Annotated in this window: 17 protein-coding genes; 6 read left to right on the top strand and 11 right to left on the bottom strand. The window is 63.5% G+C overall.

Annotated elements, in window-relative coordinates; translation table 11 throughout:
* Positions 1–185: 185 nt before the first annotated feature.
* Positions 186–455, top strand: coding sequence for a 30S ribosomal protein S15 (rpsO, locus tag RKP46_RS02400; RefSeq protein WP_300334393.1), 270 nt, complete (start codon positions 186–188; stop codon positions 453–455).
* Between the two features lie 183 nt (positions 456–638).
* Positions 639–2,759: a polyribonucleotide nucleotidyltransferase gene (pnp, locus tag RKP46_RS02395; protein ID WP_311105144.1), complete on the top strand. Its 2,121-nt coding sequence runs from the start codon at positions 639–641 to the stop codon at positions 2,757–2,759.
* 182 nt (positions 2,760–2,941) lie between these two features.
* Here pnp and dksA read toward each other — a convergent pair whose 3' ends face one another.
* The 7 genes from dksA to RKP46_RS02360 all read right to left on the bottom strand — a co-directional run bounded on the left by dksA (position 2,942) and on the right by RKP46_RS02360 (position 12,764).
* Positions 2,942–3,367, bottom strand: a complete 426-nt coding sequence (dksA, locus tag RKP46_RS02390; protein ID WP_300332626.1) for an RNA polymerase-binding protein DksA — start codon at positions 3,365–3,367, stop codon at positions 2,942–2,944.
* Between the two features lie 215 nt (positions 3,368–3,582).
* Positions 3,583–3,999: a biopolymer transporter ExbD gene (locus RKP46_RS02385; protein WP_311105143.1), complete on the bottom strand. Its 417-nt coding sequence runs from the start codon at positions 3,997–3,999 to the stop codon at positions 3,583–3,585.
* A 16-nt stretch (positions 4,000–4,015) separates the two neighbouring features.
* The gene (locus tag RKP46_RS02380; RefSeq protein ID WP_311105142.1) at positions 4,016–4,750 is read right to left on the bottom strand and encodes a MotA/TolQ/ExbB proton channel family protein; all 735 of its coding nucleotides are present in this window, start codon (positions 4,748–4,750) and stop codon (positions 4,016–4,018) included.
* A gap of 126 nt (positions 4,751–4,876) precedes the next feature.
* Complete coding sequence (locus tag RKP46_RS02375) at positions 4,877–5,614, bottom strand: energy transducer TonB (protein ID WP_311105141.1); 738 nt, start codon at positions 5,612–5,614, stop codon at positions 4,877–4,879.
* Positions 5,615–5,758: 144 nt separating this feature from the next.
* Positions 5,759–8,833 carry an efflux RND transporter permease subunit gene (locus RKP46_RS02370; protein ID WP_311105140.1) on the bottom strand — a complete coding sequence of 1,025 codons (3,075 nt, stop codon included), beginning with the start codon at positions 8,831–8,833 and terminating at the stop codon, positions 5,759–5,761.
* The gene (locus RKP46_RS02365) at positions 8,830–10,056 is read right to left on the bottom strand and encodes an efflux RND transporter periplasmic adaptor subunit (RefSeq protein ID WP_311105139.1); all 1,227 of its coding nucleotides are present in this window, start codon (positions 10,054–10,056) and stop codon (positions 8,830–8,832) included. The genes RKP46_RS02370 and RKP46_RS02365 overlap by 4 nt, the downstream gene beginning before the upstream one ends.
* Positions 10,057–10,937: 881 nt before the next feature.
* Positions 10,938–12,764, bottom strand: coding sequence for a hypothetical protein (locus tag RKP46_RS02360; protein WP_311105138.1), 1,827 nt, complete (start codon positions 12,762–12,764; stop codon positions 10,938–10,940).
* Positions 12,765–13,287: 523 nt separating this feature from the next.
* On the opposite strand from RKP46_RS02360, the gene RKP46_RS02355 reads away from it, so the two are divergent.
* The 3 genes from RKP46_RS02355 (at position 13,288) to RKP46_RS02345 (ending at position 15,030) form a co-directional block, all read left to right on the top strand.
* Positions 13,288–13,563: a transposase gene (locus tag RKP46_RS02355; RefSeq protein WP_311105137.1), complete on the top strand. Its 276-nt coding sequence runs from the start codon at positions 13,288–13,290 to the stop codon at positions 13,561–13,563.
* 184 nt (positions 13,564–13,747) lie between these two features.
* Entirely contained in the window at positions 13,748–14,497 is a 750-nt protein-coding gene (locus RKP46_RS02350; protein WP_409194094.1) for an adenosylcobinamide-GDP ribazoletransferase, read from the top strand.
* Positions 14,482–15,030: a histidine phosphatase family protein gene (locus RKP46_RS02345; protein ID WP_311105135.1), complete on the top strand. Its 549-nt coding sequence runs from the start codon at positions 14,482–14,484 to the stop codon at positions 15,028–15,030. Before RKP46_RS02350 ends, RKP46_RS02345 begins: the two co-directional genes overlap by 16 nt.
* A 117-nt stretch (positions 15,031–15,147) precedes the next feature.
* Here the strand turns inward: RKP46_RS02345 and xerD are convergent, their stop codons facing one another.
* From xerD to RKP46_RS02325, 4 genes are all read right to left on the bottom strand, one after another.
* Positions 15,148–16,074: a site-specific tyrosine recombinase XerD gene (gene xerD / locus RKP46_RS02340; protein ID WP_311105134.1), complete on the bottom strand. Its 927-nt coding sequence runs from the start codon at positions 16,072–16,074 to the stop codon at positions 15,148–15,150.
* A complete protein-coding gene (locus RKP46_RS02335) occupies positions 16,061–16,558 on the bottom strand; it encodes a methylated-DNA--[protein]-cysteine S-methyltransferase (RefSeq protein ID WP_311098833.1) in 498 nt (165 codons plus the stop codon). Before RKP46_RS02335 ends, xerD begins: the two co-directional genes overlap by 14 nt.
* A gap of 7 nt (positions 16,559–16,565) precedes the next feature.
* Positions 16,566–17,138, bottom strand: coding sequence for a chalcone isomerase family protein (locus tag RKP46_RS02330; RefSeq protein WP_300332645.1), 573 nt, complete (start codon positions 17,136–17,138; stop codon positions 16,566–16,568).
* A gap of 138 nt (positions 17,139–17,276) precedes the next feature.
* Positions 17,277–18,533, bottom strand: coding sequence for a glutamate-5-semialdehyde dehydrogenase (locus RKP46_RS02325; RefSeq protein ID WP_311105133.1), 1,257 nt, complete (start codon positions 18,531–18,533; stop codon positions 17,277–17,279).
* Positions 18,534–18,688: 155 nt separating this feature from the next.
* Here RKP46_RS02325 and RKP46_RS02320 point away from each other — a divergent pair, with 155 nt between their 5' ends.
* Positions 18,689–18,943, top strand: coding sequence for a hypothetical protein (locus RKP46_RS02320; RefSeq protein ID WP_311105132.1), 255 nt, complete (start codon positions 18,689–18,691; stop codon positions 18,941–18,943).
* The last annotated feature ends 190 nt before the right edge of the window (positions 18,944–19,133 follow it).

The following is a 19,133-nucleotide window of genomic DNA, read 5'->3' as shown; positions in this document are numbered from 1 at the left end:
GTCGCTTGCAGCCCGAGCCAAAGTGCTTCGCCGGCCTCCGATCGACTCCGCCGCGGCTTGCCGCACTGGGCGCATCCGGTTAGAATCGCGGGTTCGCTTCGCCAAGCGAATAACAATACCTGTCCATCTGGCGTTTGGCTCTATCAAACCGGGGCGGCGCCGTCTGCAAAGAAAGAGAGTTTGACATGGCGATCAACGTTGCGCAGAAAGCGCAGATCATGGCCGATTACCAGCGTGCCGCCGGCGACACCGGATCGTCGGAAGTGCAGGTGGCCCTGCTTACCGCCCGCATCAATGACCTTACCGGGCACTTCCGGGAGCACAAGAAAGACAATCATTCGCGGCGGGGTTTGCTGCGCATGGTCAGTCGGCGCCGCAAGTTGCTCGACTATCTGAAGCGCACCAACGTCGACTCCTACCGCACCCTGATCCAGCGTCTAGGCCTGCGCAAATAAGCCTGCCGGCCGATCGACAAAGCGGTCGGGATGCAGGCGTTCGAGAAGCCGCCAGCGGCCAGCCCCGAAACGGGCTGCGCCGCTGTTTCTGCTGTTGCGGCTCTGTTGGCAAATCGGTGCGTCGATTGAATTCCCTGCCGGAGTCGTGGGCAGGAACGCGCCAGACTATCGAGAAAGGGAATCATGTTTAATATCGTCAAGAAGACCTTCAACTACGGAGCTCATCGCGTCACGCTCGAAACCGGCGAGATTGCCCGTCAGGCGAGTGGCGCCGTGCTCGTGTCGATGGAAGACACGGTCGTGCTGGTCACCGTGGTCGGCAACCGGACCGGCAAACCGGGCCAGGATTTCTTCCCGCTGACCGTCGATTACGTCGAGAAGACCTATGCCGCCGGCCGGATTCCGGGTGGCTTCTTCAAGCGTGAAGGTCGTCCTTCCGAAAAGGAAACTTTGACCTCGCGCCTCATCGACCGTCCCTTGCGCCCGCTGTTTCCGGAAGGTTTTTACCACGAAGTGCAGATCGTCGCCATGGTCATGTCGCTCAATCCGGAGATTGACCCCGATATTCCGGCGATGATCGGCGCCTCGGCCGCGCTGACGATCTCGGGAATTCCCTTCGACGGCCCGATCGGCGCCGCCCGCGTCGGCTATATCGACGGCCAGTACGTGCTCAACCCGACTGCCGGCCAGCTCGCCAACAGCCAGCTCGATCTGGTCGTCGCCGGTACACAGGCCGCGGTGCTGATGGTCGAATCGGAAGCGCAGCAGTTGCCGGAAGAAGTCATGCTCGGCGCCGTCGTCTTCGGCCACCAGCAGATGCAGGCGGCGATCGCAGTGATCAACGAACTCGCCGACGAAGCCGGCAAGCCGGAGTGGGAATGGACGCCGGCGCCGCGCGACGAGGCCGTTCATGAGAAGTTGAATCAGCTCGTCACCGCCGATCTGCAGGAAGCCTACGGGATCACCAGCAAGCAGTTGCGCAGCCAGCGCCTGAAAGAAATCAGCGCGAACGCGGTGGACGCACTCACCGGCGGCGAGGGCGCACCCGACGCCAGCACGCTGCGCAACATGATCGCCGACGCCGAAGCGATGATCGTGCGCGGCCGCATCCTGGCGGGTGAGCCGCGTATCGACGGGCGCGACACGCGCACCGTCCGGCCGATCGCCATCCGCACCGGCGTCCTCCCGCGCGCGCATGGCTCGTCGCTGTTCACGCGCGGCGAGACGCAGGCGATCGTCGTCGCCACGCTGGGAACCGGGCGTGACGAACAGATCATCGATGCGCTCTCCGGCGAATACCGCGAGCGCTTCATGCTGCACTACAACTTCCCGCCCTACGCGACCGGCGAATGCGGTCGTATCGGCACGCCGAAGCGGCGCGAGATCGGGCACGGCCGGCTGGCCAAGCGTGCGCTGATTGCCGTTCTGCCTTCGCCGGAAGACTTCTCGTACTCGATGCGCGTCGTTTCCGAAATCACCGAATCGAACGGATCGAGCTCGATGGCCAGCGTTTGCGGTGCTTCGCTGGCGCTGATGGACGCCGGCGTGCCGCTCAAGGCGCATGTCGCCGGAATCGCCATGGGTCTGATCAAGGAAGGCAACCGCTTCGCCGTGCTCACCGACATCCTCGGCGACGAGGATCATCTGGGCGACATGGACTTCAAGGTGGCGGGCACCGAGAGCGGCGTGACGGCCCTCCAGATGGACATCAAGATTCAGGGAATCACCAAGGAAATCATGCACATCGCGCTGGCTCAGGCGAAAGAGGCGCGGCTTCACATCCTGCGCCAGATGCGCTCGTCGGTCGCCGGCCACCGCGAGGAAGTATCGAGCTACGCGCCGCGCCTGTACACGATGAAGATCAACCCGGAAAAGATCCGCGACGTGATCGGCAAGGGAGGCGCGGTGATTCGCGCGATCACCGAGGAAACCGGAACGACGATCGACATCAAGGACGACGGAACGATCACCATCGCCTCGGTCAGCGGTGACGCGGCCGACGCCGCGAAGGCCCGCATCGAGTCGATCACCGCGGATGTCGAAGTCGGTAAAATCTACGACGGAACCGTCCTCAAGCTGCTCGACTTCGGCGCCATCGTCAGCATTCTGCCCGGCCGCGACGGCCTGCTGCACATTTCGCAGATTGCCAACGAGCGCGTCAACGCCGTCGCCGACTATCTGAAAGAAGGCCAGAAGGTCCGCGTCAAGGTCCTTGAAGCGGATGAGAAAGGGCGCGTTCGGTTGTCGATGAAGGTCTTGACCGCCGAGGAAGGTGCGCTCAGCCCGACAGCAACGCCGGCCTGACCGCTGACCAGCGACTGACGCCAGGCCGACAACTGGTTGGCCGATGAAAAAGGACGCCGCGGCGTCCTTTTTTCTTATGTACGGTTTGCCGTCGGCCAACATGCGCGCCGACGGCACCTCACCGAGCCCAGCAGCGGCCTTGCCGAGGCCAGGCCAGGCCAGGCAAGCGCGCCGCCATCCGCCTACTTGGCGATCTGCCTTTCGCGCACCTCTTCCAGCGTCTTGCAGTCGATGCACAAGGTCGCCGTCGGCCGGGCCTCCAGCCGCTTGATGCCGATCTCGACGCCGCACGCGGCGCAGTAGCCGTAGTCGCCCTTGTCGATGCGCTCGATCGTTTCCTCGATCTTCTTGATCAGCTTGCGCTCGCGATCCCGGTTGCGCAGTTCGATCGCAATATCGGTTTCCTGGCTCGCGCGGTCGTTCGGATCAGCGAAAACGGTCGCCTCGTCCTTCATGGTACTCACCGTCCGCTCGATGTCCTCCATCAACTGCCCTTTGAGCGCATCAAGGATGCCGCGGAAATGAGCCAGCTGATCGCTGTTCATGAACTCCTCGCCAGCTTTCGCGACGTACGGAGTGAAATGCTTGTAGACCAACTCGTCAGCCATGTTCGAAGATCCTGCTCTCTTGTTTCGGAAAAAAAGCAGATAGATATCAGAAATAGGGCGAGCTTGCAAGCTGCCCGGACGCTTGACGCTTGCTGCGTTTGCGCGGAAGCCGGGCATCGAGCAGCCGGCCGGCGGCGGTCTCCCGCCGCCGCGCATGCGCCGGCTGATCTGCCGCGCTGGCCGCCGCCGGGCAGCGCTTCCGCCACCCTCCGCGATCAGGGCGGTGGCTGCGTCACGAAAACGATACGCGTCAGACCCTGGCGCTGCGCCTCGGCGAGGATTTCGGTGACGCGCTCGTAGCGCGTCGCCCGATCGGCGCGCAAATGCAGTTCCGGCTGCTCCGCGGCAGCGGCTGCCTGACCCAGACGCTGCGCGAGTTCGCTGCTCGTCACCGCGCTTCCATCGATCAACACGCGACCAAGCGCGTCAATGGCGACCGCGATGATGCGCGGCCTGTCGTCCAGCGGCTTGGCGTCCACCTTCGGCAGGTCGATCGGAACCGCGTGGTGGAAGAGCGGCGCGGTGATGATGAAGATGACAAGCAGGACCAACATGACGTCGACCAGCGGCGTCGTGTTGATTTCCGACATCGGCTGATGGCTCGCGCCCTGCTCGAAAGAACCGAAAGACATTGGCGTGCTCCTTTCCTCAGGCGCTGCGCTCGGCGCGTAGCGCACGCAGATCGACCAGCTTGTCGCCCGGCCGGCCGCGCAGGCCGGTCGTCAGATAGGCATGCAGATCGTGCGCGTAGCCGTCCAGCCGAGCCAGGGTCAGACGATTGCCGCGCGTGAAGGCATTGAACGCGAGCACCGCCGGAATCGCCACGAACAGTCCGCCGGCGGTCATGATCAAGGCTTCGCCGACCGGACCGGCAACCTTGTCGAGAACCACCTGCGTCGCCCCGGAGAGACCGACCAGCGCGTGGTAGATCCCCCAGACGGTGCCGAAGAGACCGATGAACGGCGCGGTCGAACCGACCGAAGCGAGGAAGGTGAGACCCGACTCGATGGTCGCCTGCGCTTCGACGATCTGGCTGCGTAGCGAGCGCGTGATGAATTCGCTGACGCTGACGCCAGCGCCGATACCGCGATCGGCGTGCTCACGATGCAGTTGCGCCGCATTCGCACCAGCGATCGCCAAGCTGGTGAGAATTCCGGTCCGGTCTTCGCTGCGCAGCACTTCGATCGCCGCGGCCAGACTGGGCGCGCCCCAGAAAGCGGCCAGCGCGCGCGCGTGGCAGCGCCGCGCCTGCCAGGCGGCATGCGCCTTGACGGCGATCACGTACCAGCTCGCGACGGAAAGCAGAACAAGGACGATGGCGACCGCACGCGTCACCCAATCGCTCTGCGCCCAGAAGTGAAGCAACCCGATTTCCATGTTCATGCTCTTGATGACCCCATCGTTCGACTCAAACCTGGCGCGCCGCCTTGTGGCCGGCGCGTTCTGCCTTGGCTGCCCGAGGCGCTCCACCGCTTGGCCTGGCGCACCTTCGTTCGCCAATCGAGCGCATCAGCCATCGAGGGCAAACTGCAGCGGGACGAGCACGGAAGACTCGATCGCTTCGCTTCCCTGTCGGGCGGGGACGAAGCGCCAGTGCTCGACGGCAGTGCGCGCAGCCTCGTCGAGCCGCGGAAAACCGCTCGACTGCTTGACCTCGACCAGCACCGGCATCCCCTCCGCACTCACTCGAACGCGCAGCACCACCCTGCCCTCCTCGCCGAGCCGGCGCGCCGCCGGCGGATAGACCGGCTTCGGATTGCGCAGATAATCGGCGTCGAAACGCGCGGCGACGCGCACTGCGGGCGCGGCGGGTGCGCTTGCCGCTTCGCCGGCGGCAGTGGCCGGCGGCGCCGGCAAGGCAGCCAACGCGGGCGACGCGTCACTGTTTGCGGCGGCGACCGCTGGCGCGCGCGCCAAGGCCACCTTGGGCGCCGGCGCGTGCGTTGCTGGCGGCGGCACGACACGCTTCGGCGGCACCACCCTTTTCGGCGGCGCGACCCTTGCCGGCTCGTCCAGACTGGGCGCACGCGCTGGCTCGGCGACGCGCACCGTCAGGGGAACGAGGACCTGCGGCACGGCCGGTCGCCAGACGGCACCGAAGGCGATCAGCAAGGCCACGAGGTGGAGCGCGCCAACCAGGACAAGGAACACGCTCGTCCGCCACCAGGGCTGCCGCTTCCTGACGGGCAGCGCATGAAAAGGCGCGCTTGCTCCGACGCTGCCGGGCGAGTCGTCACCGGCTGCCATGGCCGCCGGTGCATGCCGCCGCACATCGTCAAGACCGGCCCGCAGCAAGGTTTTCAGCCTCGGCCAGAGCAAACTGCGCGGGTACGCCGCCCACCCGCCGCTGCGCCTGCCTGAGGCTGCCGGCCCGAGCTTGCCATGCGCCAATCACTGGCCGCTAGCTGCCGGGTGCTCTTCGTGCCCCGCGGCTGCCGGCCGCGCGAGCAGCGTATAGACCGTCGGCACGACGAACAAGGTGAAGAAGGTACCCAGCAGCAGGCCGCCGACGACGACCCAGCCGATCTGCTGCCGGCTCTCGGCTCCGGCGCCGCTCGCCAGGGCAAGCGGAATCGCACCGAGTACCATCGCGCCGGTGGTCATCAGAATCGGCCGCAGACGCAGTTCGGACGCTTCGAGCACGGCGTGGCGCAGTTCGCGTCCCTGCGCCTTCAACTGATTGGCAAACTCGACGATCAGAATGCCGTGTTTGGTGATCAGGCCAACCAGCGTTACCAGACCGATCTGGCTATAGACATTGAGTGTCCCGCCGCTGAGCAGCAGCGCAATCAGCGCCCCGGTCATCGACAACGGAACGGTCAGCATGATGATGAAGGGATCGCGGAAGCTCTCGAACTGGGCGGCCAGGACGAGATAGATGAAGGCCAGCGCGAGAACGAAAGTTAGCGCCAGGGACGCCGACGAAAGTTTGAATTCGCGTGATTGGCCGGCGTAGTCGACCGCGTAACCCGGCGGCAGAGCGCGGCCGGCAGTTTCTTCCAGGAACTTCAGCGCCTCACCCATCGCATAACCCGGCGCCAGGTTGGCGCTGATCGTCACCGCCCGCCGCTGGGCAAAGTGGTTCAGCTCGCGCGGGCTGACCGTCTCCTCGACCGCCAGCAGATTGCTCAGCGGAATCATGCTGCCATCGCGCGCGCGAACAAAGATGTCGCTGATGTCGGAGGGTGCCGTCCGTTCGCTGTCGGCGACCTGAACGATGACGTCATACTGCTCGCCGGCGCGCTTGAAGCGGGTGACCTGCCGTCCGCCCAGCATGGTTTCCAGCGTCCGTCCGACGGTTTCGATCTGCACGCCGGTGTCCATTGCCTTGTCACGATCGACGCTGACCGAGAGTTCGGGCTTGTTCAGCTTGAGGTCGGTGTCGACATTGACGAAACCCGGGTTCTTCGCCACTTCGTCGAGGATCTGGCCGGTTACCCGGTTCAGTTCGGCATACGAAGCCGAAGTGACGATGACGAAGTTGACCGGCCTCTCGCGCGGGCTCTGACCGAGCGACGGCGGCAACACCGGAAAAGCGAGCACGCCGGGAATGCCCATGAACTGCGGAAAGAGTTCCTTGACCACCGCCGGCGAACTGCGCTGCCGTGCATTCCAGTCGACCAGGCCGACGAAGGAAATCCCCTGGCTGACCGTCGGATTACCAGCAACCACGAAGTAACGCTCGACGTCGCGCGTGGCCGCGTAGATCCCTTCGAGCTGTCGCGCGTAGCGGTCGGTATAGTCGAGCGTCGCCCCCTCGGGCCCGAGAAAGACGCCGATGATCACCCCGCGATCCTCGGTCGGTGCCAGTTCCGATTTCAATGCGGCGAGGAGAAACCAGTTTGCTGCGGCAACCAGAAAGAAAGCCAGCATGACCAGCCAGCGACGCGCCAGAGCCGCGGTCAACAGCCGGCGATAGCCGCGTGTCAGGCCGTCGAGAATGCCTTCAACCCAGACGTAAGCCCTGCCATGCCGCGTCTCGTGACGCAGCAACAAGGAGCACATCATCGGCGACAAGGTCAGCGCGACCAGCCCGGAGACGAGCACGGCGCCGGCCAGCGTCAGCGCGAATTCGACGAACAGCTTGCCGGTCCGCCCGGTCATGAAAGCGACCGGGGCATAGACTGCAGCCAGCGTGATGGTCATCGCGACGACCGCGAAGCCGATCTCGCGCGCGCCCTGAAACGCTGCCTGCCGCCGCGGGAGGCCTTCCTCGATATGGCGATAGATGTTCTCCAGCACGACGATCGCGTCATCGACGACGAGGCCGATGGCGAGGACCAGCGCCAGCAAGGTCAATGTGTTGATGCTGAAGCCGAAGACAAGCATGAGCGCAAAGGCTCCGATCAGCGACACCGGGATCGTCACCAGCGGAATCAGCGTCGCGCGGAAATTGCGCAAGAAAACGAAGATGATCAACAGGACGAGCAGCATCGCCTCGCCGATCGTCTTGAATACCGCGTCGATCGAGCGGTCGATGAAAACCGACGAGTCGTAGGCGATGTTGGCGGTCATCCCGCTGGGGAGTTCGGCCACCACTTTCGGCAACTCGCCGCGCAAGGCGCGCGAAAGCTCGAGCGGATTGGCGGTCGCCTGTTTGATGACGCCCAGCGCGACCGCCGGACGCCCGTTGAAACGCACGCTGCTGCGCTCGGACGCTGCGCCGAGTTCGACCCGGCCAAGATCGGCAATGCGCACCGGATAGCTGCCGCGCGCGTCGTCCGCCTGCTTGACGATGATCGCGGCAAAGCCTTCCGGATCGCTCAGGTCGGTGCGGGCAACGACGGAAAACTCGCGACTCTGGCTTTCTATGCGGCCAGCCGGCACCTCGACGTTCTGGCGCCGCAGCGCGTCCTCGACATCCTGCGGCGTCAACCTGTACGCTGCCAGACGCGTGCGATCGAGCCAGACGCGCATGGCGAACTTGCGCTCACCGAAAACGCGCACATCGGCAGCCCCCGGCAGCGTCTGCAGACGCGGCTTGACGATGCGGCTGGCGACATCGGTCACCTCGAGCGCCGAATGCTGGTCGGACGAGAAAGCGATCCAGATGATCGGATTGGCGTCTGCCTCGACCTTCGCGATGACCGGTTCTTCGATCGCCGTCGGCAACTTGTTGCGTACGCGCGAAACCCGGTCGCGTACGTCGGCCGCCGCCGAGTCCGGATTGCGCTCGAGTTTGAAACGCACCGAAATCTGGCTGTTTTCCTGACGCGAAATCGAGGTGATGACGTCGACGCCCTCGATACCGGCGAGCGAATCCTCGAGCGGCTTGCTGATCTGCGACTCGACGATCTCGGCCGACGCACCGCGATACGTCGTATCGACGGTGACCACCGGCTCGTCGATCTTCGGATACTCGCGCACCGGCAAGCGGGTGTAGGAAACCAGGCCGACCAGCATGATCGCCAGCGAGAGCACCGTCGCAAAGACCGGGCGACGTATGCACAGGTCGGAGATTTTCATCGACTACCCGTTCTCGCCGCCTCGGTCGAATCCCTGGACGAAGCTGCGGCCGGCCGGTCGCCCGCCGGGGGCTTGGCGCCCGCTGCCGCCGCCTGCGCCGCTTCGCCCACGGCGCGTACAGGCGCACCCTCGCGCAGTTTCAACTGACCAGCGGTGACCACCTCGTCGCCCTGGCGCAAACCTTCGACAATCTCCACCTGCGCCTCACGCCGCTGGCCGGTTACGATGGCCGCACGCAGCGCCTTGCCGTCGACGACGCGGTAGACGTAGGGCGCCTTGCTGTCGGGAATCACCGCCTGCTCGGGAACGAGCAGGACGTTCGGGCGGCTTGCCAGAATCAGGCGAAGGCGAACGAACATGCCGGGCCGCAACAGTCCCTCGCCGTTCGGCAGACTCGCCCGCAGCGAGATCGCACGCCCGCCCGCCTCGACGAGCGGATTGATCGCGTCGAGCACCGCCGAGAACTGGCGTCCGGCCGCCGCATCGCTTGTCACCTCGATCCGCTGCCCGGTCCTGATCTGGGAAAGGTAGGATTCGGGCAGGCGGAAATCGATCTTCAAGGTACCGATATCCTCCAGATTGACCAGATCCTGGCCCTCCTTGACGTAGTCGCCGATGCTCACGCTGCGAATGCCGACGACTCCGGCGAAAGGCGCGCGGATCCGCGTCCGCTCGAATCTGGCCTGCGCCAGCAGAAGCGCGGCCTCCTGCACCTTGAGCGTTGCCTCGGCGTTGTCCAGCGCCTGCCGACTGACAAATTTGCGGGCAAAGAGATCCTGCGTGCGCTGATGGTTGGTCCGCGCCAGCGCAAGATTGGCCTGCGCCTGCGCCAGCTCGGCCGCCTGCGTCGCGCCGTCGAGGGCGAGCAGGAGGTCTCCCTTGCGCACCGCCGAGCCATCGCGGAAGTTGATCTGCGCAATCCGCCCAGCGGTCTCCGGCCGCAGGACCACCGATTCGTTCGAACGCAAGGAGCCGACTGCCGTCGCCTCCAGCGCCAGCGATGTGCTGACGACGCGCGCCGTTTCGACAGACAAAGGCGGTCCACCCGCAGGTCCCGAGCCCGCCGGCCCGGCCGCCCCGGGACGCCCGGGAGCGCCGCCTGCCGCCGCCGTTTGCGGCGCGCCGCCAGGTGGCCGCAGGCCATGCTGCGCGATGTACGCCAGCCCGACCAGACCGGCCAGGGCAAGGACAATGATCAGGATTCGCTTGGTTCGGCTCGGCATGTGCTTGCAATTGCCCGCTCACGCGGGCCGGATGAAGGGGTTTGAACTTTGCCGAGTAGTCACTTGCTTCGGTCAGACGGCGAAGTGTACCGAAGCTGGGGGGAAACCGAAACCCCCCGGTTGCTGCCGGCGCACGGCAAATCTTTCCTGACGCAGCCCCGGCTGCCCCCGTATTCGAAAAACGAGTGGCGCCCCTCTTACTTGCCGTCGACCGCAACACTACCCTTGGGGCGCCGACCACCCCGGCCACCCAACGGCGAAAGACAGCCTTAAATTGCTTCGACTCGAGCGCCCGTGAGCCCCGCAAAAGCGTCTCCTTGGACCGGATGCGGGTCTCGCGCACGAGAACCTCGCGCAACAAAGCCGCCTTTGCATGTCCCCATTACGCGATATCGTCGATGCTGTCACAATCGGACAGTACAGCTTCCATCGCGATCACCGCCATCTCCTCGAAGTAATGGCGCGTTCCGTTGCTCGGTTTGCGCGAATCGCCCACTTCCCACAAGAGCCCCCCTTCAGACCTGCTCCCTTCGTCACCATCAGACCCCTCGCCGAAAAGACGCGAGTAGGAATGAGTGCCTCAAGGTTTACCAGAAGCTTCTTTCAACTCCATGCGATTGCGTGCTGTCTCCTGCCTCTGCGATGCCCACAAGACGATGCCATCGGAGTGCGGGACGCCGACGAGCAGGTCAAGGAAAAAAGGCAACCAACGGGTCCGAAAAACCGGTTGATAAAGCCAACCTCAGACTCCTTCTTCCCTTTGCCTGCCAACACTTGCAACAGATCGACGAGATCTATTCCAGATTCGTTCAGCATCCGGAGTGCGCTCGCACTCGGCTCTCAAGGAAAAATATTCCTTTATTAGTAATCGCTGCGACCAATTATCGTCTTCTGAGAAGCAAAGCAAGAAGCAATGCAAGCAAACCGCCAGCAAGGACATCAAACAACAGGCTTGTGCTTTTCGACATGAAAACGTGCGCAACATAAAACATGGTCACCAATAAAGCAAAGGGCAGATAAGACCTTCCCTTTCGTCTGCTCCCTACCATCTCCCGCGTCTTCGTGATCAACATTCCCTGTATTTCGGGCGGACAGCCTGCAGCCAGCAGTTTCCTCCGCAATTCAGCGTCGCTCTCGAGTTGCCGGCTATCCAAGACAATCTGCAACCATCTTCCGTATTCAGAAAGGGGCCTTTCCGCCAACTTCGTGGCCTGAAGCAGCGTTATCGGTTGCGTCGAAGGGTTGCTTTGGTTTTTGACCTCTTCGCCTTTAAGTCTGGCAAGCGCTTCCTCGGCAAGAGGATATTCTTTGCCAGCCTTCTCATAATATTCCATGGCTAGATTCATGTCCTTTTCAACCCCGTGGCCATTTTCGTAGAGAGTTCCAAGGCCATAATTAGCTCCTGCCTGGCCTTTGGCTCCCGCTTTTTCCCAAGCTGCCTTTGCTTTAGCATACTCGCCCTGTCTTGACCATAGCAGGCCTTCTTCGATGATACTGCATGGCATCAAGTGTGCCAGCAGCGGGTCCGCAACATAGGCTTCGAGATCATCACCACGCATCGCCGCCTGCATGATATGATGCGACAAGTTCTTTTCCCAGTACTCTACGAATCCTGCTGTCCAAAAATAATGCGGCAAGGGCAGCACCATGCCGGGATAGTCATCATGGATGAGCAATGGGATTTCATTACTCATCAGCCTGTTGCCAATGAGGTGTGGGCGATAAAAATAGGTGACTGACATTTTTAGAGGGTAAGCAATGATGCGCCTTGGAATATCGAAGCCAAAATGACGTGACATCTCGTCGCTCATCAATGCGCACAGAGCTTGCGCATCTTCTTCAAGCGCGTCGCGTTCAACATTCGCGATAGTTTTGTAACTGGCGACGACGCGGCTTAGATCAAACAGAGTGCCAGGCTCAACCCTTCCGTCGGGAGCATATAACACGCGGCCAACCACACCAGACAGTCCATTATTTTCATAGATCAGCGTATTAACCTCGATCACAGCCCCCCATACCACACGGCCATTTTCCAAGATGGCGTTCTTGCACGCAAACAAATCTTGGATTGGATCATCAACAAAGCCGAAAGGCGTTTTGAAGAACAACCTTTCGCGCAGTTCGGGATGACTTGATAACACCTCTGCAATATTGACAGGCCATGGCTTGACAGGAAGTGCAGGTAAAGGAGTGTTGCACTCCGGGTCACCTGACACATCACCGATGAAAAAACCGGCGCTCCACGACACTGATTTATTGAGATCATCTTCTATAAGTCTTGAGGTAATGGAAACGAGGGGCTTGAACAGTGTCTTTGTTCGAAGATTTGGATGCTCAGGAAAGTCGAGCGACAGGCTGTACTCAAAGATTCGTCCGTTGATCAGAACCATGACGTCCTCACCTTCAACAAAATCGTCGAATCCGCGCCACCAAGGCGGACTTTGCAGCTTTCGAGAAATTACTTCCCCGACGTAAAAGCACAAATAGTACAGAAGATTCTGGCTGGCCTGGGAGTCAAGATAGTTATCCGCGGTCAGCGTATTCGTAGCCCGAATCGCGTCCAGAAAGTCATCAATCCGTGCCAAACTTGAGACCGAGTAATCGAGTTTGTATGTTCTTAACAAACCGTCATGTAAAAACCCACCGTCAATAGGCTGATTGTTTTCAAACGCGTGCAAATAACAGGCGGCCTTAAAATTCATGTTCATGACTGGACATATCCATTCTAGCGTATCGTTGCATGCAGTTGAAACGACTGAATAATCAAGATAGGGCCTCTGCGCTCAAATGTCGCCGCGGCGTGCGGCCGAAAATCCTGAGCCGAACGTTGGTAGCAACCGGCTCGCTCGCGCTTAGACGTGAATTTGATTGTTTGAACAGCAAAGGTTCTGCGATGAGTCGAGCCCTGCCAATTCCGGTCGGGTCATCGATGCTGCGGTTGGTTCTGACCTTCCGGGATTCTAGCAAAACCGGATAGAGCTCGGCGGAGCTTGTGCGCCAGGGCATCCGCACTCGAATATCATGAACCAGGCTTGAGTAAACAAACTGATTACTTGCGAGATATTCTGCAGCTTGGCACACTTATGCATGTCAGATTCCGTTGCTTGCCTGGCTCCACGAGCTACAACCCTGACAAGTTGTTATATCAGCATATCTCTCACCGTCCTGCGCGCGCCCAATGCGCGCGATGCCGAGGGCTATGAATGCCCAGCGACGCCGACCACGGTTCGCATGGTGACACCGAACGAACGTGTGCATGTCGTGATGAGCTCGCTTCTCGACCCCGTCGCCTTTCCAGCAGCCGCGTTTGCCGACCTTTACCACGGTCGCTGGCGGATCGAAGAGGCATTCAAGCGAATCAAGCACCAGCGCAACCTGGAATATACCTCCGGATGGTCTTGGCACGCTGCGCGCCAGGATTTCTGCGCCAAGACGGTCTTCGACAAGCACAAGGCACTGGCCGCCTATGCCGCCACCGCTGCCTTCCTTGATCCTTCTTCTCGCTAGAAGATCAACCTAACCTTAACCATCGACAAGATCAAGCGACAGATCGGCCGCTGGCTCCTGCTGGCCACCGCCACCACTCGCCGGCTCAAGCCCATCCTCGAGGAAATCGCCTTTCCTGCGCGCGTGCCGCGCGCGCTACACTCGCAGTCCATCCGAACCAGGCGAGAGATCACCCGTGATATTCCTGCAACGCGAGCTATCGTATTTCTTCGGCGCCGTTCGCTTCTTCACACGGCTGCCGGTACCCCGGTGGGTTGGCCATAGCAGCGAAGCGCTCGATCGTTCGACACGCTATTTTCCCGCCGTCGGCTTGCTGGTCGGCGCGATTGCCGCAGCAGTCTTCTGGCTGACGGCGCAGATCTGGCCGCGCTCGCTGGCGATTCTGGCGGCGATGGCGAGTTCGCTCTACGTCACCGGCGCGTTTCATGAGGACGGCTGGGCCGATATGGTCGACGGCTTCGGCGGTGGCTGGGAGAAGGCGCAGGTTCTGAGCATCATGAAGGATTCGCGCATCGGCAGTTTCGGCGCCATTGCCCTGGTGATGCTCCTGCTGGCGCGTTTCAGCGCCTTGGTCGAGATCGCTGTGTCGCTTGTCCCGGCAGTCCTCGTCGCCGGCCACACGCTGTCGCGCTTTGCCGCGACGAGCCTGCTGCGCGCGCTCAATTACGTGCGTGACGAGGGCAAGGCCAAGCCGCTGGCGACGCGCATCACCGGCGGTGAACTCGCCTGCGCCGGACTGACGGCGCTGCTGCCCTTGCTCCTGCTGCCACCGCGCAGCGCGCTGGCGGGCTGCCTGGCGGCAGCGCTGGCGACGTTCTGGCTGGCGCGCTTGTTTCGGCGGCGTATCGGCGGCTATACCGGCGATTGCCTGGGAGCGACGCAGCAGCTTGCGGAAGTGGCGTTCTACGCCGGCGTGCTGTGCAACTTTTCCTGATTCGTCATCCGCGCCCGCTGCACGGCGCCGGCCTCTGCTACGGCCAGCTCGACCTCGCCGCCGAAGACCCCGCGCCGGTCGCCCGCCGCCTGCGGCCGCTGCTGCCGGCTGATGCCAGGCTGTGCGCCAGTCCACTGCTGCGCTGCCGCCGCCTGGCCGAAGCGCTGCACGCGCAGCCGCAGTTCGATCAGCGGCTGATGGAAATCAACTTCGGCGAATGGGAGGGGCAAGCCTGGGACGCCGTCGAGCGCCGCTTACTCGATCTCTGGGCGGCCGACCCGCTGCGTTTCACCCCGCCAGGCGGCGAGTCCGCCGCCTGCCTGCAGGCGCGCGCGGTCGCCGCGGTCGCCGAAATGCGCGCGGCAGAATCGATCGTCGTCAGCCATGCTGGAGTCATCCGCGCGCTGCTCGGGCACTACCTCGGCCTGGCGATCGACGAATGGAGTGTGCTGCCGATCGATTTCGGCGGCCTCAGCCTGCTCGAGATCGACCCCGCCAGGCAAACCGGCGTTCTTCGCTACCTCAACCGCTAGAACGATGAGAAAGAAGACCAAGGCGAGAAGGCGGAAACGCCCAGCCCGCGCGCCGAACGCCGGCGTACCTTCCGGCGCACATTCCGGCGCACTTGACAGGCCCGCCACACCCGCCGCTCAACCGCGCGGATGGTGCACAGCGTGCAGCGCCTTCAGGCGCTCGCGCGCGACATGCGTGTAGATTTGCGTCGTCGAAATGTCGGCGTGCCCGAGCAGCAGTTGCACGACGCGCAGATCGGCGCCGTGATTGAGCAGGTGCGTGGCGAAGGCATGCCGGAGGACGTGCGGCGAGAGTCGGGCCGGGTCGATTCCGGCGTGCAGCGCGTAGCGCTTGATCAACTGCCAGAAAGCCTGGCGGGTCATCGCCGTCGCGCGCGCGGTAACGAACACATCGTCGCTCTGCCGACCGGCGAGGATCGACTTGCGTGCTTCGGCGAGATAGCCGCGCAGCCAGTGGCAGGCCTCTTCGCCGAGCGGCACCAGCCTTTCCTTGCTGCCCTTGCCGAAGACGCGCACGATGCCCATGTCCAGCTTGAGTTCGTGGAGTTTCAGGGCGACCAGTTCGGAAACGCGCAGGCCGGTCGCATACAGCGTTTCGAGCATCGCCCGATCGCGCTGGCCAAGCGGCGTTTCGCTGTGCGGTGCCGCGAGCAGCGCATCGACCTGCCCCTCCGAAATCACTTTCGGCAGGCGCGCCGGCCGTACCGGCTGGGCAATGTTCAGCGTCGGGTCGTCGCTGCGCCGGCCGCGCGCGACCTGGTGCCGATAGAAGCGGCGCAGGGTCGACAAGTAACGCGCCTGCGACGAAGCGCGCAGCGTCTGCGCCAGCGTCGCGACGTAGCGCAGCAAGGTCGGCTGGTCGACCTCGGTCAAGCTGCCCAGGCGCTGCTCGGCAAGCCAGCCGGCAAGCTGCAGCAGATCGCTGCGATAGCTGGCCAGCGAGTTTCGCGCCAGCCCGTCCTCCAACCACAGCGTGTCGCAAAACGCCTCGATCTCGGCCAGATCGCCGGGATCGACCGGCAGCGGCGAATCAGCCAGCTTCATGCGCCAGCAGCCAGCGCTTGACCTCGAGCAGAAAACCGCCGCTCTGCCGGGCAAAACCGCCCAGCCCCCCCTGCGCGGCGAGCACACGATGGCAGGGAACGACGACCGGATACGGATTGGCTCCGCACGCCTGACCGACGGCGCGCGCAGCGCTGTGCACGGCGCGCGCAATCTGCCCGTAGCTCTTCGTCTGGTGCACCGGGATGGCGGCAATCTCTTGCCAGACCAGGCGCTGAAAAGGCGTTCCGGCAGTCTGCAGCGGCAGATCGAAACGGTACTCGGGGTCAGCCAGATACGCCCGCAGTTGCGCGCACGCTGTCGCCGCCAGGGGATTGGCCGGCGCGCATTCGGCCTGCGCCGGCAGGAAGGCGATGCGCTCGATGGCGCTGGCGCTGCAGCGCACACCAAGACAGAACCCCGGCGCGGCAACGATCGCCTGATACGCCGGATCGGCGTCCGGCTCAGCCCGCCACGAGCGCGCCATCAGCCGCTCACGCGGCCTTGCCGAGCAGGGCCTGCTTGAGATCGTCCTGCACCGGCTTGCGCCCGAGCCAGATGCGCAGCAGCGCCTTGTAGAAGTCCTCGCCGGCGATGTCCTTGCCCTTGACCTGCCCGTTCACCGTCAGGCGGGTGCCGCTCTCGGGCAGCCAGTCGATGACGACACTGGTGCCGGTCTTCGCTTCGCCAAGCGCCAGCAGGGCATCGGAGAACTGCTTCAGACGATCCTTCAGGCCGGCCATTTCGGCCTCGCTGTGGTTGCTCGTCATGCCTTCCTGCAGCGCTTCGACGAACTGCTGCGCCGACAGGTCGCGCAGCAGGCTGATCGACACGCGCTTGGCACCGCGCGCACCGACCGCACCCTCTGCGTCAGCATGTTTTCCAGGCAGGTAGAGCGCCATCGCATAGACCTTGAACACCGCCTTCTTGCGTATCCCGGCGCCATTGACCACGAGTTCGCTGCTCCCGACACGCGTCCGGTCGTCGAATTTGCTGCCGTCGACTTCGACCGCGACGGCAAGGTTGAGCGACAGCGCGGCGAGCGCTGCGACAAGATAAGTTTTCATGCGGTAGTCTCCTTCTCGTGGCAAACAGGTTTCAGGGAATGGGCAGACAGCGCCGGCAGCATGCGCTTGGCGCGCGTCGTGCTCTGCATCTTTGCTGGCATAAAGCAGCGGCGCGCCAGCGTGCGCCGTGCGCCGGCCTCACGCACGTACTTCACCGTGGCCGAGAACGATCCATTTCTGGCTGGTCAGTCCTTCCAGCCCGACCGGGCCGCGCGCATGGATCTTGTCGGTCGAAATGCCGATCTCGGCCCCCAGACCGTACTCGAAGCCGTCGGCAAAACGCGTCGAGGCATTGATCATCACCGATGACGAGTCGACCTCGCGCATGAAGCGCAACGCGGCGCTGTAGTTCTCGCTGACGATCGCATCGGTATGGTGCGAGCCGTAATGGTTGATATGGGTTATCGCTTCGTCGAGGCCGGCAACGACCTTGACCGCGATGATCGGCGCCAGGAATTCGGTGTAGTAGTCCTCCTCGCTGGCCGGCAGCGCACCCGGCACGCTGGCCAGCGTTTCCGGGCAGCCGCGGATTTCGACCCCCTTCTCGGCCAGCATCGCGGCGATCGGCGGCAGCAGATGTGCCGCCGCGGAGCGTGCGACGAGCAGCGTTTCCGCCGTGTTGCACGTCCCATAGCGTTGCGTCTTGGCGTTTTCGATGATCGCCAGCGCCTTCGCCGGATCGGCCTCGGCATCGACATAGACGTGGCAGTTGCCGTCCAGATGCTGGATCATCGGCACGCGTGACTCGGCGAGCAGCCGCCCGATCAAGCCCTTGCCGCCGCGCGGAACGATCACGTCGATGTATTCGCGCAGCGTGATCAGATGACCGACGGCAGCGCGATCGGTCGTGTCGACCATCTGCACGACGTCCGCCGGCAGACCGGCAGCGGCAATTCCTTCCTGCACGAGCGCGGCGATCGCCCGGTTGCTGCAGATCGCTTCCGAGCCGCCACGCAGGATCGAGGCGTTGCCCGACTTCAGGCACAGCGCCGCAGCGTCGGCGGTGACATTCGGCCGCGCCTCGTAGATGATGCCGATGACGCCGAGCGGCACGCGCATGCGACCGACCTGAATACCGCTCGGGCGAAATTTGAGATCGCTGATCTCGCCGACCGGGTCGGCCAGCGCCGCGACCTGATCGACGCCCTCGGCCATCGCTTCGACGCCCTTCGCCGACAGCGTCAGGCGATCGACCATGGCCGTCGCCAGACCGGCTGCCCGGGCGTTGGCCACATCCTCGCGATTGGCCGCCAGCAGCGTCGCTGCCTCGCGCCGGATCGCTGCGGCGATCGCCCGCAAGGCCTGATTCTTCGTCTGGCTGTCGGCGCGCGCGACGACGCGCGCCGCAGCGCGCGCCCGGTGGCCGACGTCTCGCATGTACTGCCCGATATCCATTGCTTTGCCCTCGCTGCTCAAGGCTCGGATTATAGGCGCCAACCGGGTTTGCCGGTCAATCGCGCGGCGCACCGCGGAAATCGCAGACTGCCGGGAACCACTGGCGACGCAGCGGTTCTTAGCGCTATCATCACGCTGCTTGAGCCACTGCAACCATGAAAAAGAAGAAGCTGATTCTGCCCGCCGAAGTCAAGGTCTGCGCCACGTGCAGTTTCTGGGACGGCGAGCGTTCGGTCGATGGCGAACTCGGCCTGGTCGTGATCGATGCGGACAGCGCGGGCGAGTGCATCGTGCACGAAAAACCGCGCCCCGGGCTCGCTGAAGTGCGTCGACAAGCCCCCGACTGCGCCTGGGAACACCTGGCGCCGGACGGCGTGGCGAGCGAAGCGGGCAAGGCCGACCAATCCTGATCCAGCAGACGGCGACCGCGGCTACTTGGCGCGGCGCGCGCCGACCGCAGCCGCTCAGCCGTTCAGCCGTTCAGCCGTTCAGCCGTTCAGCCGTTCAGCCGCTCAGCCATTCAGCCATTCAGCCATTCAGCCGCTCAGCCCTTCCGCCAGCGGCAAGGCTGAGCGCCAGGCGGCGGAACTCGTTCCACAC

Source organism: Accumulibacter sp., assembly GCF_031732815.1.
GTDB lineage: Bacteria > Pseudomonadota > Gammaproteobacteria > Burkholderiales > Rhodocyclaceae > Accumulibacter.
This window is presented reverse-complemented; position numbering and strand designations above follow the sequence as displayed.